The 16269-nt window shown below is 58.2% G+C and carries 7 protein-coding genes and 1 pseudogene; 5 read left to right on the forward strand and 3 right to left on the reverse strand.

The window, feature by feature from the left end:
• Positions 1-168: 168 nt before the first annotated feature.
• Positions 169-3981: a M48 family metallopeptidase gene (locus ACXAD0_RS09650; RefSeq protein ID WP_475088184.1), complete on the reverse strand. Its 3813-nt coding sequence runs from the start codon at positions 3979-3981 to the stop codon at positions 169-171.
• A 458-nt stretch (positions 3982-4439) separates the two neighbouring features.
• On the opposite strand from ACXAD0_RS09650, the gene pdxH reads away from it, so the two are divergent.
• The 3 genes from pdxH (at position 4440) to ACXAD0_RS09665 (ending at position 9105) form a co-directional block, all read left to right on the forward strand.
• Complete coding sequence (gene pdxH / locus ACXAD0_RS09655) at positions 4440-5075, forward strand: pyridoxamine 5'-phosphate oxidase (RefSeq protein ID WP_475088185.1); 636 nt, start codon at positions 4440-4442, stop codon at positions 5073-5075.
• Positions 5076-5742: 667 nt separating this feature from the next.
• Positions 5743-8016: a TonB-dependent receptor gene (locus ACXAD0_RS09660; protein ID WP_475088186.1), complete on the forward strand. Its 2274-nt coding sequence runs from the start codon at positions 5743-5745 to the stop codon at positions 8014-8016.
• A gap of 111 nt (positions 8017-8127) precedes the next feature.
• Positions 8128-9105, forward strand: coding sequence for an NAD(P)H-quinone oxidoreductase (locus tag ACXAD0_RS09665; protein ID WP_475088187.1), 978 nt, complete (start codon positions 8128-8130; stop codon positions 9103-9105).
• 241 nt (positions 9106-9346) lie between these two features.
• Here the strand turns inward: ACXAD0_RS09665 and ACXAD0_RS09670 are convergent.
• Positions 9347-11062, reverse strand: a pseudogene (locus tag ACXAD0_RS09670) (transporter substrate-binding domain-containing protein); the annotation flags it as partial.
• A gap of 360 nt (positions 11063-11422) precedes the next feature.
• Positions 11423-12820, reverse strand: coding sequence for an exodeoxyribonuclease VII large subunit (gene xseA, locus ACXAD0_RS09675; RefSeq protein WP_475088188.1), 1398 nt, complete (start codon positions 12818-12820; stop codon positions 11423-11425).
• A gap of 172 nt (positions 12821-12992) precedes the next feature.
• Here xseA and guaB point away from each other — a divergent pair, with 172 nt between their 5' ends.
• Positions 12993-14480, forward strand: coding sequence for an IMP dehydrogenase (gene guaB, locus ACXAD0_RS09680; RefSeq protein WP_475088189.1), 1488 nt, complete (start codon positions 12993-12995; stop codon positions 14478-14480).
• A 110-nt stretch (positions 14481-14590) separates the two neighbouring features.
• Entirely contained in the window at positions 14591-16168 is a 1578-nt protein-coding gene (guaA, locus tag ACXAD0_RS09685) for a glutamine-hydrolyzing GMP synthase (protein WP_475088190.1), read from the forward strand.
• The last annotated feature ends 101 nt before the right edge of the window (positions 16169-16269 follow it).

Here is a 16269-nt window from a genome sequence, read left to right on the forward strand (position 1 = left end):
GGAAACTCGAATTTTCCGGGTAAGGTGTCGCATGCGTCAGGATGATCGCTGGCGGTTGCCGGAGTGGTGGTGTTGCGAGTTCCGGGCACCAATCGGACCGGACAGGTCTGTCAGGCTCTGCCCCCCGATGGGGATGCAGAGCCTGCTGGAACAGGACAAGTTGATGACTCAGAGAAAGAACGGTTTTTCCGTGGCGAACAGCAAAGCCTGGGCCTGGCGACGCCAATCATCGGGCGCCTCATTGCCGAGCAACACCAGCCCTGCGGCCAGGAGCTGCCCGCGTACCCGCGGGGGTAGCCCGTTGAGTGTTTGGTCGGCACCGCTCAGGTCCTGACCGGATTGCAGCAGCCTGAGGAATGCCACCGCCTGGTCGTTGTCCTCTATTTGCGTGTCGGCCCATTGCTCAAACGGCGCCGGATCCTGTCCCGCCTTCACCGCCAGGCTCCAGGATAACCATACCGTTGAATCATCCAGGCCCTGTGTGGGCGGCAGGGCCAGCGCGCTCTGTACCATTTGCGTGTCAGCGCCGTCCGAGGCAGCGAGGAGCCGTGTGAGTCTATGGGCATCCTCTCCCAGGCTTGAGGCCAGCTGTTGCGCCTGCTCGAGTTCGCCCCGTGACAACTTGGCATAGGCGGACAGGGCGCCCTCCAGTGCACTTTCCTGTTCCACCGACAGCAGGAAACCCAGTTGATCAGAGTGCGATGCCAGGCTCTGTATTTCGTCGCCGCTGTCCGGCATTAATCGCAGAATCCGGGCCAGATCCACAGTAATCCATTCATTGAATGCCCGGCTGTGATTGAGGGTCGTCAGCCAGGCCTCCGCGGCGCGGTCCCAGTCACCCTGCTCCGCGTAGATCGCGCCGCCTGCGAAATTGAACCAGGGGTGCTCCGGCCAACGCTCCAGCCCGGCGAGGAAACGTTGGTTTTGCGCCGTGTCATCGGTCAGGCAGCGCACCGAGAGGTACTGCAGATTGACATTCTCTTGTTGGGCGTCGGCCAGGGCGTTGTGATCTGCGCAGACCGTTTTGTGGGCAGGGGTTCCCTCAACAGAGTCCTGCTGCATGCGCATGCCGAAAACGTCATTGGGATAATTGGCGAGCCGGGCCGCGAGCAGCGCCGGCAAATCTTCCTCCATGTGCTCCAGTGCCAGCTGCAACCAGAAAGCGATGTAGGCGGAGTCCGCTTTGTCCCACACTACGTGGCTGCGAATCATGGCTTCCACTTCTTTCTCGTTGCCGACCAGCTGCAGCAGACGATACGGGTTCTCGTCCCCCATGCCGGAGAGCACTGACCTGACACCGCCATTGCCCGAACTGGAAATCGATTCCGGTGGAGGGGCGAAGAATACATCCGCATCAACGGAGGTCCAGCGTGGTGCTCCGATTTCGGTATGGGGTAGATCGCGCGCGCTGCCGTAGGACTGATGCCACTTTACCAGTGGGCTCGCCGACGCAACGTTGTAGACGAAAGTAGAGTGCATCTGACCCGTCTCGGCGGTGAACGCCTCGATCTGGCGGTCCCCCGGAGTGAACGCTGCGACCTCTATTTCACTGCGGCTGGACAGGTAGATGGTGTCGGCTGAGAAGGGGGGTAACACCGCACTCGACCCGGAGATCTCAACGCGCACCGGATGCGCCAGACCATTGTAAATATTAATCATCGCGCCACCGGCAAACTGGCCGGCAACGATGACAGAACCAACAATCATTGCCGCTGCACTGAAGCGCAGTGCCGCTGGTACAAATCCATCTGCGGTCTGGAACCGGTCCCAGAAATCCAGCTTGGTCTGCAATTTGCGTTCGGTGCCAATAACCCGCGTGCGGAATTCCGTGGGCACTTTCGGCATGCTGGGTGCACCATCGGGTTGCGCGCCGTTTTGGAAATTTTGGCTTACCCGTGCCTCGAGACCCAGCAAATGCTCGAGCGTCGCCATCTTGACGCTGGAGAGAATATTGATGGTGCTGCCTATCCAGCCGTCGATGGCCTGTATCCATTCGTTCAGGTTGTCTCGGGTGGGCGCAGGCAGCTTGAGTTCGCCCAGTGCTTCCGACCAGTTGGCAATGCCGAGTTCGTTCGCTAATTCGGGCCCTAAATCCACTTCCGATGCCTGGCTGTACACGCTGGCCAGCGAGTCGTAGACCTCATTGGATACCCGCATCAGCCGGTTGAACTCTGATCCACTGACGTGGCCATCCGCAGTGACTACGGCCACTGCATTGCCCAGATAGCCATGGGCGTCATGGAGCTCGGCTTCCGAGTGGTCGACGTAATGCAACAGGGCAATGGTGCCCTTGAGGGTTGCCTCCCAGCCACCCCCGAGTTGGCGTGCTGCGCACAGATGCGCGCTGCGGCACTGGAAGTCGTGCTGCCGGACTTGGGATTCTGCCTGCTCGATCTCCGCTTTCAGGCTCTCGATGGCTTGCGGCAAATCGGCGCGTTCCAGCTGCTTGCCGCGATGTCGAATGATCCCGCCGTTGATGGTCAGCGTCTTGTTGTGGATGCCCTCCAGATTGGCGAGCTCCTCATACAGGTGCCTGAGTGTTTCCAGATCATCGCCAAGCGTGGTGGGATAAAGCGCGTTGAGGGTGGCCACCAAATCGGCATCTGCCACGTTGGCGTCGTACAACTCCTGGGGAGTTTGTGCATTGCGAACGATAGATCGGCCCAGGTAGGCGCCGCGGAAACTTGGACGCAGATAGGCTTTGTTGAATTGTTGATCCAGTGACTCGAGGGACTGTTCAATCGGTTGGACGGTGACTTCTACACCCTGGAACAGATGCTCTGACATCTTGGCTCGAACAACGGAAGCGTCCTCAAAGACGACCCAAGCGCTGCGCTCATCAATTGCGCTCTCTATGTAGTGACGTTTGGCATTTTCTTCGCGAACCGCATTTTCCGGATGTGTTGACCACATCTTTGGCGGCGATGCGATGGATTGGGTAAACACGCGATGGTCAGCGAGGCCGGATTCCGGCAGTGGCGGTATCTTGCCGTAGGTGGGGTCATCGAGTACCACGCCAAGTCGTTCGATAATGTGACTCTGCACCGCGAATAGATCGGCAACGCCATGCCCATTTTGCGCCTGGCCCTGGGCAAAGCCGATGCTGCGGTCCCAGGCCTCATCGGCTGCATGCAGTTTATGCAGGGCGTGAATCAACGAATCGGATCCTGTAAGGGAGACGGCCACCAGGTCTGCCTGCAGCTCCATTTCTCTGGAAAGGGCCCTCTGGGCCGCCACAACCAGAATAAAAACGGTGTCGAGTAACGAGCGAATACTCCAGATAACCAGACGCAGTAGCCAGCCGATCCAGGCGATACGCAAATCGAAGCGCGACAGCCCGTGCAAAAAACTGTCAATCATGTCGCGCTGATGAATTAGGTGTGCGGCAATCTGCTGGGCGATGTAAACCCAGCTCCCCACCGCCATGGATTTTTGCGCGAAATGACCGAATTCATGTGCCAGCACCGCTTTGAATTCGGACAGGTTCAGGGTATTGATCAGCCCAAGCCCTATCTCGAGGTTTTTGCGGGAGGGAAAGAACAGGTTGAACAGGGTGAGGTCGTAGAAGACCGCGGCATTCACCCTCGGAGACAGGAATACGCGATGAGGGCGCGGGGCACCGGCCTCATCAGCGAGCTGGTGCAAAAAGGCGAACAGACGCGGTTCCTTTTCGGGGGAAACCTCGATATCGCGACTCTCTTCTGCACGCTTAACAAAAAAGAGCGCCTTGAGCATAAAGGCGGCAAGCAATGCCGCGGGCAGTCCGGTGCCGAGCCCCCAAAACCAATCTCCGCCCGGTGCGAAGGCGCTTGAGATCAGTCGGTAGGCGGTAACACTAAACCACGCTGCCAGAGCGAGGTAAACGGCGATAAACGCGACCAGTCCCGCTACCGCAATCCAGGCATTGCGGCGATAGGTGCCAGAGGGTTTGGTCAGGTTTTCGGGTACCGCGGACGGACCGGGTGGGTAAACATTGCTCATGAGATCCCCGTGATGTTCTGAGAATTGTTATTCGTAGGAATTCATTGTTGGGGATCGGACTCTCTGTCGCCCCTAAATGGCTGCGAATTCCCGGTGTCATCCAGTTTGCGCACCAGTCCTTACTCTGAACGAATCCGGTGGGGTGTCTGGAGTCGGGTAAATCGACGATACAACCGGCCAAGTATAGTCCCATCTCTTGGGCAAACGACCGGGGTGTAATCGCGTGTAATGGCACTGTCATTGGCATCAATGTGGGTGCAGGCGGGACGGACAGGCCATCGTATTGGTGTGGGGGTGTCCACGCACGGATCGTGATTGTCTCGTCTGCGCATACCAGGGCGGTGCGCATCTACGCGCAAAAGTTTCTGCCTCTTGAGCTGAATCACTGGGCAAAAGGCGGCGAGGGGGTAAACTTGCCTCAAAGCATTCAGGTATTCATCCCGAGAAGGAAGAAGTAGATGGAAATTGATCAGTGGCGTCGGGAATATTTAAAGGGCGGACTCGACCGCGAGGATCTTGATGAGGATCCGTTCCGGCAGTTTGGCCGTTGGCTGAGAGAGGCTGCCGATTCGAGCCTGTCCGATCCGAGCTGCATGAGCCTGGCCACGGCGGATGCCAGTGGCCAGCCCTCCCAGCGTATCGTTTTGCTGAAGGGGTTTGACGAAAAGGGATTCGTCTTCTTTACCAACTATGAAAGCCGCAAGGGCCAGGATATTTCGGCAAACCCGAAGGTTAACCTGCTGTTTCCCTGGCAGGCGGTAGAGCGACAGGTCATCGTGTATGGTAAGGCCGAACTGCTGAAGCGGGCACCCTCGGAGGCCTACTTCCATTCCCGTCCGCGCGGCAGCCAGCTGGCGGCCTGGGCATCGCATCAGAGTGAAGTGATCTCTTCACGGGACGCCCTGGAAGATGCCTTTGAAGAGGCGGATACGCGCTATCCGGAGACGGTGCCGCTTCCCGATAATTGGGGTGGTTATCTGGTAGTGCCCGACGCAATCGAGTTCTGGCAGGGGCGGGCCAGCCGCCTGCACGATCGCTTTATGTATCGTCGCGATGACGCCGGAAGCTGGGCCATCGAAAGGCTGGCGCCGTAACCTGCTGCCCTAACGAGCTGCAACAAGACCGGGAGAGGCAGGTTGGATCTGTTTCTCCCTCTCCCGGCAAAATCTCTGTGTTTGTGCCGCACGATTGATCGTGTCGATAATCCGACTGCGACACAGTCCCTGCCGGACCCTCTCCCAGAATGACATCCGCTCGCCGGCAAAAACGCATCGGCGGTCGTTGTGATTCGTTTCGCCTGGAAAGCGGAATCCAAAACTCTGCCTGTCGCGTAGTGAATATCCGAGTGATCGAAAGACGTAAACCTGATGCCAGCTAACTGGCAGCTGCTCCGGGAAGGACGGGCCCGCCCGTAACCTTGTTGTTATTGGGGTGGTGAACGTGGAAAGGCGGAAGCGCGTGCAAGATTTGCTGAATCATTTTGGTGCGCGCGAGTGTTTCTCCCTGAGAAATTCCGTTTTGACTGGTACGGACTATCTAGTCACGCTTTGAGTTGGTGTAATTGCCGCCGATAAGGCGTGAATTCCCTTTCCCCCATGGCGAGAGACGGTTACTCTTTCGATGTCGCCTGCTGGCGATGATATTCGGCGCGGTCACAGGTCGGATACCCCCACAAAAAAATAACCGGGGGGCTGCATTACCGACCGCGTAATCCCGTTGCTGAATCACGATAAAAACAACGAAAGCGATGGAGAGATGAAGATGGAAAGTCAAAACCCCACCTGGAAACCGTCCGTACTGCTGTCGGCCTGCTCGGTTGCCGCTTTATGGGTAGCCAGTGGTATTGGCGTCGCCCAGGCAAATGAGGGTGCGATCAGCACCATCATGGATGAGGTCGAGGTAACCGCCCGTAAGCGCGCGGACGCGGAAATGCTACAGGAAGTGCCTGTCGCGGCTACTGCGTATTCCGGTGACCAGCTGGAAGCCCTGCAGACGCGGGATCTCCAGAGCCTTTCATTCAAGATGCCGAATGTGCAGCTTGACGATGTGGGTACGGTGAAAAATACCGCTAACTTTACCGTGCGCGGATTGGGTGTAAACAGCTCTATACCCTCGATTGACCCGACCGTTGGTGTCTTCGTTGACGGCATGTATATGGGCATCAACGCCGGTGTCGTCACCGACATGTTCGACCTCGAAGGTATCGAGGTGCTGCGTGGTCCGCAGGGCCTGCTGTTCGGCCGCAATGTAACCGGCGGTGCGGTGGTGATTAAAACCGCGCGCCCAACCGAAGAGTTCAGCTCCAAATTCAAGCTCTCCACCACCGATAACCTCGATACCGTTGCGGCCATGAGCCTCAACGGCGCTATCTCCGATCGAGTGAATGGTCGCCTGACGGCTTACTATAACGACGACCAGGGCTGGTTCGAGAACGTGGCCACCGGCAACGACAACCTCGGTGCTTCCCAGAGCTGGTTCATCCGCCCGAGTGTCAGCATTGCACTGACTGAAGCCTCCGAGCTGCTGATTCGCGCTGAACATGGCCGTATGGATTCCGACGGTGTTGTTGGTCAGAACCGCGGTCAACCGATCTTCGCTCCTGACGGCACCCTGATTGCCCCGGGCGCCCAGCAGATAGCAGGCCTGTTCGGTATTACCGGTTGGGATAACAGCGACGACTCTTTTGAGGTCGCGATTGACGAGGAAGGCTTCCAGGAAGACGAGTGGAGCCAGGTCATTACCGAATACAACCACGACGTGGCGTTCGGTGATGGCACCATTACCAATATTCTCGCCTGGCGCGAGTACGATGCCGTCGGCCTCGGCGATATCGATAGCCTGCCGATTTTCGGCTTCCATGCCAACACCAAGGTTTCCCAGAGCCAGCTGAGTAATGAACTGCGCTACGCCGGCCGCTTTGGCGCCACTGCGCTGACCACCGGTTTGTACTGGTTCAGCCAGGATCTCGAATACTATGAGAATCGCCTGCTGCCTCTGTCTGCCCCGGGCGGACTCGACTGGACCGGCGGTGGCCTGCAGGACCACGAGGCCCGCGGTGTGTTTGTGCAGGCGGATATCGATCTGTCCGATGAGTGGGTATTTACCCTGGGTGGCCGCTACTCCACCGAAGAGAAAGACGCGCGTATCGCCACTATCCCGGTGAACCTGTGTACCCTCGACGGCGGCTGTGTCGCCTACGATTTTGAAGACAGCGAAACCTGGAACGCGTTTACTCCGAAAGTCGGTCTGCAGTGGAATCTGTCCGATGATGCCCAGCTGTATACCTTCTGGACCAAGGGCTTCCGCAGTGGTGGTTACAACATGCGCAATACCGGTCCGGGAGAGCTGCCGGGGCCGACCGACCAGGAAGAGCAGACCAGCTTCGAAATCGGTGCGAAGAGCGAATGGATGGATGGCCGGGTGCGTACCAACCTGGCGCTGTTCCACAACACCATCGACGATATGCAGCGTGAGGAAAACCTGTCCAACCCGGCTGTGGGCGTAGTGCAGATTATCCGCAATACCGCTGACGCGACGATTCGCGGCGCCGAGCTGGAAACGCTGGCTGCCATGACCGATAACCTGCTGTTCACCATGAATGTCGGTTACGTCGACGGCGACTACGACAGTGTCAACGGTGATATCAGTGGGGACGGCGTCGTCAACGCGATCGATCTTGGCCTGGATATCCCGCGTCTGGCGCCCTGGACCTACGGTGTAGGCCTGATCCATGATCTGGAACTGGGCTCACTGGGTTCGCTCACTTCACGCATCAACTTCAACCATCGTGATGCGGCGCCTTATACCGATAATAACCTCGGCATGCTGTCCGAAGTCGATATGCTCGATTTCAGCCTTGGCTTTACCCCGGCAGAAGGTAGCTACCGCCTGTCACTGTTCGGCAAGAACATGCTGGACGAAGTGACCGAGGGTAACAATACCCAGTTGCCGGCGACTCTGGGCGGTATGGGCGCAAGCTTTACTCCGCTCAACAAGGGCCGTGTGATGGGGGTGGAATTCACCTACGACCTCTAATGTTCGCATGGTGAAATTGCCCTAGAATAAAGCCCGGCCTGGCCGGGCTTTTTTTATGCCTGAAGTATTTGGGCTTGAATTGATGAACTCGATGCAACGGAGTGGGGAAGAATGCGGTATATCGACTTGCCAGAGTTTGGCGACGTGGATGTCATGGTGATGGCCGAGGGTGCAGCACCGGAGCCGGGCGACGGAGAGGTGTTGATTCAGGTGGAAGCCGCCGGAGTTAACCGGCCCGATGTCGTGCAGCGTCAGGGTTTTTATCCCGCGCCTCCTGGAGCGTCTTCTGTGTTGGGGCTCGAAGTTGCCGGGACCGTCATCGGTACTGGCAGCGGTGTCGAACGCTGGCAGGTGGGAGATCGGGTTTGTGCGCTGACTAATGGTGGCGGCTATGCGGAGCAGGTGGTAGTGCCTGAAGGCCAGTGCCTGCCGGCGCCCGAGGCGCTGAGTATGATCGAGGCGGCGGCCCTGCCCGAAACCCTGTTTACCGTATGGAGTAATGTCTTTGATCGCGCGGCGTTGAAGCCCGGTGAAATATTACTGGTGCACGGCGGTTCATCTGGCATCGGCACTACCGCCATTCAGCTGGCGAGTGCACTCGGGTCCCGTGTGTTTGCCACTGCCGGATCGGATGAGAAGTGCCGCGCCTGTGAAAAACTCGGTGCCGAGTTCGCCGTCAATTATCGCTCCGATGATTATGTGGAAGTAGTTCGCCAGCACACGGACGGATACGGGGCAGATGTGATTCTGGACATGGTGGGCGGTGACTATATTGACCGCAACATCAAGCTGGCTGCTGCCGATGGTCGCATCGTCAATATCGCCTATCTTCAGGGGGCAAAAGTGCAGGTGAACATGCTGCCGGTTATGCTCAAGCGGCTTTCCCTGAGCGGCTCCACCCTGCGTCCGCAACCACCGGAGGTCAAGGCGGCGATTGCTGCAAAGCTGGAGCAGGTGGTGTGGCCATTAATCCGCGAGGGGCGCTTTCGCCCGCAGGTTGCGGCCACATTCCCGCTGGACCAGGTAGCCGATGCGCATCGCCTGATGGAGTCGAGCAGCCATATCGGCAAAATTGTGCTGACTGTTTGAAGAGGGCAATAAACCACTGGTGCGGCGTCTTCATCGGCGGACGCCAACTCACATCCCCGCTGGTGATCTGCGTGTACGATTGGTAAAGGTGGCTGATTTTACGCACATACGCCACCGGTTCATCGCCATGGACAAAACCATAACGCGCCTTTTCGAAATAGCGTGGTTCTGACAACTTGCGGATGGCCACTTCCACATTGTCGAACCACTTATCGGGATCGAGACCGAGCTTCTCCGCCAATCGGCGCGCATCACGCACGTGGCCAAAGCCTGCGTTATAAGACGCCAGCGTAAACCAGAGCCGCTCGGTCGCGGGCAGCGTTTCTTCAAAGCGATCCCGTACCCAATTGAGATACTTCACGCCCGCGTCGATGCCTCTCTCCGGGTCGAATACCGGTGGTGGAAACCCCATGTCGCGCGCGGTACCGGGCATGACCTGCATCAGCCCCTGGGCACCGGTGGACGATACCGCTTTGGGGTTGAAACTACTCTCGGCCCACATCTGTGCAACGATCATGCGCCAGTCAAAGTCGTGTTTCTTGGCCGCACTTTTGACCAGGTCGTCGAAGGGAGAGAGCGGCTCGCCCGGCTTGATTTTCGCGGTCGCTTTTTTCAGGAAAGCGGCATTGGGACGGAAGTAGCGTTTGAAGATTGCATCGGCTTCGGGGTCGTTTTTGTACTTTTGGACAAAGGCATTGAGTTTCCTCAGTAGACTGCGGTTGCCCTGTAAGACCATCCAGCCCTGGGGCAATGGTTCTTCCACCTGGACGCCCACACGGAGATTGGGGTTAAAGGCCGCGCGGATCTCAACCCGGTGGGTGTCCTCGAGGGTCGCATCGTACTTTCCCTCTGCCACACCATTAATGATCTGTGCCTGCGAGACGTCATCCGGAGCCTCCTCTACCTTGACGTCAATGCCTTGCTCCTGCAGTCGCTTGGCGATGTCGATGTAAATGGAGTGGGCCCTGACCGTCAGGGTGCGGCCGTTGAGGTCTGCCAGCGTCTCGATCGGTTTATCGTTTTCATTACTGATCACGCGTGTACCTGACTCAAAGTGTGTATTTGTGAAGGCGACGCCCTGGGCCTTGCGCTCCTCGGTAATGGTTGTCGATGCGCCGGCAAAGTCAGCGAGCCCTTCGGTAACCCACTTGGTGAGCGGCTCGTGGGTGGGTACCACCATGACATGTAGCTGCAGGTTGTGCTCATCGGCAAACATCTTGGCGAGTTCGTAATCGAAGCCCATCAACGTGCCTCGCCAGATAAAATAACTGGTCGGCTTGTTATAGGTGGCGAAACGAATTACCCCGGACTTCTTGATCGCACGCCAGTTGGTAGCACGGTCGCCGACTTCCTGGATCAGTTGGCGCGTCAGAAAAGTATTGAGGCGGTTCAGCAGGACTGGCGACGCCTCACGTGCTGCCCACGCGATATTGATTTCATCTCCTATCTTTTGACCAATTTTCAGGTCGATACGGTAACTGGCAATTTCATTTGCCAGCGCGAGATTGCCGATGGTCACGGCGTTCGGTAACCGTGCCATCTGATCGAGAAAGTGGTCGGTTTTTTCGCCGGGAATCGGGACGACTTTTACCTCTGCAAAGGCTTCCGGATAGTCCTTCAGCAATTGTTCTCCGGTTTGAACATGGGCTGAACCTTCCCAGAGGAAGATGGTTGCGCCTTTGAGCTTGCTGATGTCAGAGACATCGGGACCATTAGTCGTGGTAATTAATACACGATGGGTTTGTTTTAGCGGTGTGCTTAAAACGACAGCATCATCCTGCGTGAGGCTCAGGGTAATGTAGTCCGCAACAATATCGGCCTCGCCACGCTTTACCATGTCGACTGCGAATTCAGAATTAGGCGCAATAATCCATTTGGGTTTCAGCCCCAGGCGCTTGGCAAATTCGTTTGCGAGGAACCGGTTGCGCTGGTTGATGATGCTGTCGCGGGGGAGCATCTCTGGATATCCCCCCGTCACATTGGCAAAGCGAATGTAGCCGCGCTTGCGTATGGCTTCGAGATCGCCCGTTTCCGTATATGAGCTGGTAGTGGCGATGATTTCCAGGCTCTCAAGCTCAGGCGCAGCATCCGGGCTCACGGGCTCCTGTTCCGTTTTTTCGCACCCGGCAAAGAGCAAAGTCAGCGTGGTCACGGCGAGACAGGCAAGCTGTGATGATCGCGGAAGAGTCAGATGTTGCAGCAAGTTGGGAAAAACAGGCACCAGCGGCAGCCTCCCAGTGGGTAGGCTACCAAGTTTAAGGTGCCGAAAAGAGGGTCGCGAACGGGCGCCGGTGCACCGTCAGGTGTGGGTCAGTGGTCAATCTGACTCTGCGTGCACCTGACTGACGGTGGCTTCGAATCCCCCACTCGCGAGCGTGACGGAAACCTGCTCGCCCGCGGTGACTTGTCGGGCACTCTTGATGACCTGGCCGTCGGCATTGCGGCTGATGGCATAGCCGCGCTGCAGGACTGCCAGGGGACTGACATTGTTCAGCATGGCGGCGGCGTGCTGCAGGCGATCCTGCCGGCGCGCCAGCAAGTCTTTCCAGCTGCGCTGCAGGTCCTGCATCGCGGTGGCGAGCTGCTGGCGCTTGATCGCGAGCTGCTGTTCCGGATGAACCCGCGCGAAGCTGCGCAGGCTGGATGACAGTGACTGGCGACGACGCTCTACCTGGTTCTCCATCGCTGCCTTCAGGCGCAATTCCAGATGGTCCAGTTGCTGGGCGCGGTTATGCAGCTGTTCACGCGGGTGGCGCAAACGATTGCCGGTAATCTGCACGCGCTGGCCGAGATGGCGCAGCTGTTGTTGCATGGCGCGTTCCAGTCGGCGGCTGAGGGTGGTCGTGGTTTCCAGCAAGGTCGCGGCGTTAGCGCTGGCAATTTCCGCTGCGGCCGAGGGCGTCGGAGCGCGGACGTCAGCGACCAGGTCCGCAATGGTGTTGTCGGTTTCATGGCCAACGGCGGAAATGGTGGGGGTAGGGCAGTCCGCCAGTGCACGCGCAACGACCTCTTCATTAAATGCCCACAAGTCTTCCAGGGAGCCTCCTCCACGCCCCACAATAAGCAGATCGTGTCGGCCCAGGCGTCCCGCCTTGCGAATCGCATCGGCGATCTGTTGCGCGGCACCTTCGCCCTGCACCGGCACCGGCCAAAGTTCGATATTTGCAGCGGGATAGCGTCGCCCCAGTACCTGGATCATGTCGCGTACTGCGGCGCCCGTGGGCGAGGTGATAATGCCGATATTCGCGGGCAGTGCGGGCAGGGGACGCTTGCGCTCCAGCGCAAACAGGCCCTCGGCCTTCAGTTTGGCTTTCAGTTGCTCCAGCTGGCGCATCAACAGACCGAATCCGGCTTCTTCCATGTGCTCGGCAATCAGCTGAAATTCACCGCGACCTTCATACAGACTGACCCGGGCGCGAATCAGCACCTCGCGACCGTTGGTGGGCGGGAAGGAGACCGACCGGTTGCGCCCACGGAACATGGCACAGCGCACCTGTGCACGGGCGTCCTTCAGAGTGAAATACCAGTGGCCGGAGCTGGGCGCGGCGAAATTGGAGATCTCCCCGCTGACCCAGAGTAGCGGTACGCTGCCTTCCAGTAGCTGCTTCACCTCCCGGTTCAGGTCGCTGACGCTGAGTACACTGCGTTCCTGACGGACATTGCCGGAAGCGCCAGCGGCAGGATTGGGGGGAGGCGGAGGGGTATAGCGGGGCATTGCCTTCTCTTTATCTGAGGATTTCCGTGACTCCCGGGTATTGCCGGGGTCCGGTCGGGTTGCCAAAGAAATAGCATTTGGGCACAAAATGCAAATTGTCTTTTGACCACAGCGAAACTGCCGCTATAATCGCGCCGATACCCAATCCCGCCCTATCGAGGTTTGAGTGTCCATGTCTGATACTGGTCTGCGCATCGCGCGCGAAGCTCTCACATTTGATGACGTCCTGCTGGTGCCCGGCTATTCCGAGGTGACCGCCAAAGACGTTTCGCTGAAAACTCAGCTGACCCGCAACATTTCCCTGAATATTCCTCTGGTGTCCGCCGCAATGGATACCGTGACGGAATCGCGTCTGGCAATTTCGCTGGCGCAGGAAGGCGGCATCGGCATTATCCATAAAAGCATGTCGATCGAAGAACAGGCGCTGGCTGTGCGCGCTGTGAAGAAGTTCGAAGCTGGCGTGGTAAAGGATCCGATTACTATCGAGTCCAGCGCCTCGGTCCGCGAACTGATCGCCCTGACCACCCACCACAATATCTCCGGCGTCCCGGTGATGGACAAGGGCAACCTTGTCGGTATCGTCACCAGCCGCGACGTGCGCTTCCAGACTGATCTGGATGCTACAGTCGCCAGCATTATGACGCCGCAGGAACGCCTGGTAACCGTGACCGAAGGTGCTGCCCCGGAGCGTGTCCAGGAGCTGCTGCATCAGCACCGTATCGAGAAGGTTCTGGTGGTCAATGACCAGTTGGAGCTGCGCGGCCTGATTACTGTCAAAGATTTTAATAAGGCAGAGCAGTACCCGAATTCCTGTAAGGATGCCGATGGTCGTCTGCGAGTGGGTGCTTCTGTTGGCACCAGCCCGGACACCGATGACCGCGTGGCGGCACTGGTCGAAGCCGGTGTCGACGTGCTGGTCGTGGATACGGCCCACGGCCATTCTCGCAATGTGCTGGACCGCGTCCGTCGTATCAAAGAAATGCATCCTGAAGTGGATGTGGTCGGTGGCAACATCGCCACTGCTGAAGCGGCAACTGCGCTGGTTGAGGCCGGTGCCGATGCGGTGAAGGTCGGTATTGGCCCCGGTTCCATCTGTACCACCCGTATCGTCAGTGGCGTTGGCGTACCGCAGATCAGTGCCATTTCTGAAGTGGCCCGCGCGCTGAAGAATACCGACGTGCCCCTGATTGCAGACGGCGGTGTGCGCTTCTCCGGCGATATCGCCAAGGCGATTGTGGCGGGCGCGAGCTCTGTCATGATGGGCTCGATGTTTGCCGGTACCGAAGAGGCACCTGGTGAAGTTGAGCTGTACCAGGGCCGTACCTACAAGTCCTATCGTGGTATGGGGTCCCTCGGCGCTATGTCCCGCACCCAGGGTTCTTCTGACCGCTACTTCCAGGACGCCAGCAAAGGCGCTGAAAAACTGGTGCCGGAAGGCATTGAAGGACGCGTACCTTACAAGGGCCCGCTGGCCGCGATTGTGCACCAGATGATGGGCGGCCTGCGCTCTGCGATGGGTTACACCGGCAGTGTCGACGTCGACACCATGCGTACCCGTCCCGAGTTTGTACGCGTCACCACTGCTGGTATGGGCGAGTCCCACGTGCATGACGTGACCATTACCAAAGAGGCGCCCAACTATCCGGTTGGCGGTCGCTGATTGGCAGGGCACCGCATAATCGGTGCCGGCTAAACTGTTAACAGGCGAGCGGACCCAAGGGGTCCGCTCGCAGTTTCTGGGTTTTACCCGCTTCAATTCTCGAGAGAGCCATGTCCCAAGATATTCACGCCAGTCGCATCCTGATTCTCGACTTCGGTTCCCAGTACACCCAGCTGATTGCCCGTCGTGTACGGGAGTTGGGAGTGTTTTCGGAAATTCGCGCCTTCGATATGAGCGAAGAAGAAATCCGCGAGTACAACCCGCAGGGCATTATTCTCGCCGGCGGTCCGGAGTCTGTGCCGGAGGAAGGTTCCCCGCGCGCGCCTGCAGTGGTCTTTGATCTGGGCGTTCCCGTACTGGGGATCTGTTATGGCATGCAGACCATGGCGCACCAGCTGGGTGGCGCAGTGCAGGGCAGTGATGTGCGCGAATTCGGTTACGCCCAGGTGAAGGTCGAGGGTGAATCTGCGCTGCTGCACGACATCAAGGATCATCTCGATGGTGACGGCCACGCCCTGTTGGATGTGTGGATGAGCCACGGTGACAAGGTTGTGCAGATGCCGGAAGGCTTCGAGTTGATGGCCTCTACGGATTCCTGTCCGATCGCCGGCATGTACCACGCGGAGAAAAAGTTCTTCGGTGTACAGTTCCACCCAGAAGTCACCCATACCCTGCAGGGCACGCGTATCTATGAGCACTTCGTGATTGAGTTGTGTGGCTGCGAAAAATTGTGGACTCCGGCCAACATCATTGAAGACTCCATCGCCAAAGTACGTGAGCAGGTCGGGAGTTCCAATGTCCTGCTGGGCCTCTCTGGTGGTGTCGACAGTTCTGTAGTGGCGGCGCTGCTGCACAAGGCGATTGGTGATCAGCTGACCTGTGTATTCGTCGACAATGGCCTGTTGCGCAAGAATGAAGGCGATCAGGTCATGGAGATGTTCGCCGACAACATGGGCGTCAAGGTGATTCGTGCCGACGCCGAAGACCTGTTCCTGGGGCGTCTGGCGGACGAGAGCGATCCTGAAGCCAAGCGTAAGATCATCGGCAATACCTTTATCGAGGTGTTCGATCAGGAAGCGAGCAAGTTGGAAGATGTGAAGTTCCTGGCACAGGGCACCATCTATCCGGACGTGATCGAATCTGCGGCTGCCAAGACCGGCAAGGCGCATGTGATCAAGTCACACCACAACGTGGGCGGTCTGCCGGAAGACATGCAGTTTGAGCTGGTGGAACCGCTGCGTGAACTGTTCAAGGATGAGGTGCGCAAGATCGGCCTGGAGCTGGGCCTGCCTTACGATATGGTGTACCGCCATCCATTCCCGGGCCCGGGGCTGGGCGTGCGTATTCTCGGCGAAGTGAAAAAGGAATACGCCGATATCCTGCGTGAAGCCGATGCCATCTTTATTGAGGAACTGCACAACGCGGACTGGTACCACAAAACCAGCCAGGCGTTCGTGGTGTTCCTGCCGGTGAAATCTGTGGGCGTTGTTGGTGACGGTCGTCGCTACGAGTATGTCGTGGCACTACGTGCAGTAGAAACCGTCGACTTTATGACGGCTCGCTGGGCACACTTGCCCTACGAGCTGATCGAGCGTGTGTCCAACCGCATCATCAACGAAATTGAACATATCTCCCGCGTCACCTACGACGTGTCCAGCAAGCCGCCTGCCACCATCGAGTGGGAATAACGGCGACACACCGTCTGGTTATCACTGGCACTGCGGGAATCCGCAGTGCCAGCTCGCTTTCCCCTTCAAATTTTCTTTCCTGATCGCGCGCGCCACGACGT

It is taken from the genome of Microbulbifer sp. ABF4_148, assembly GCF_056158985.1.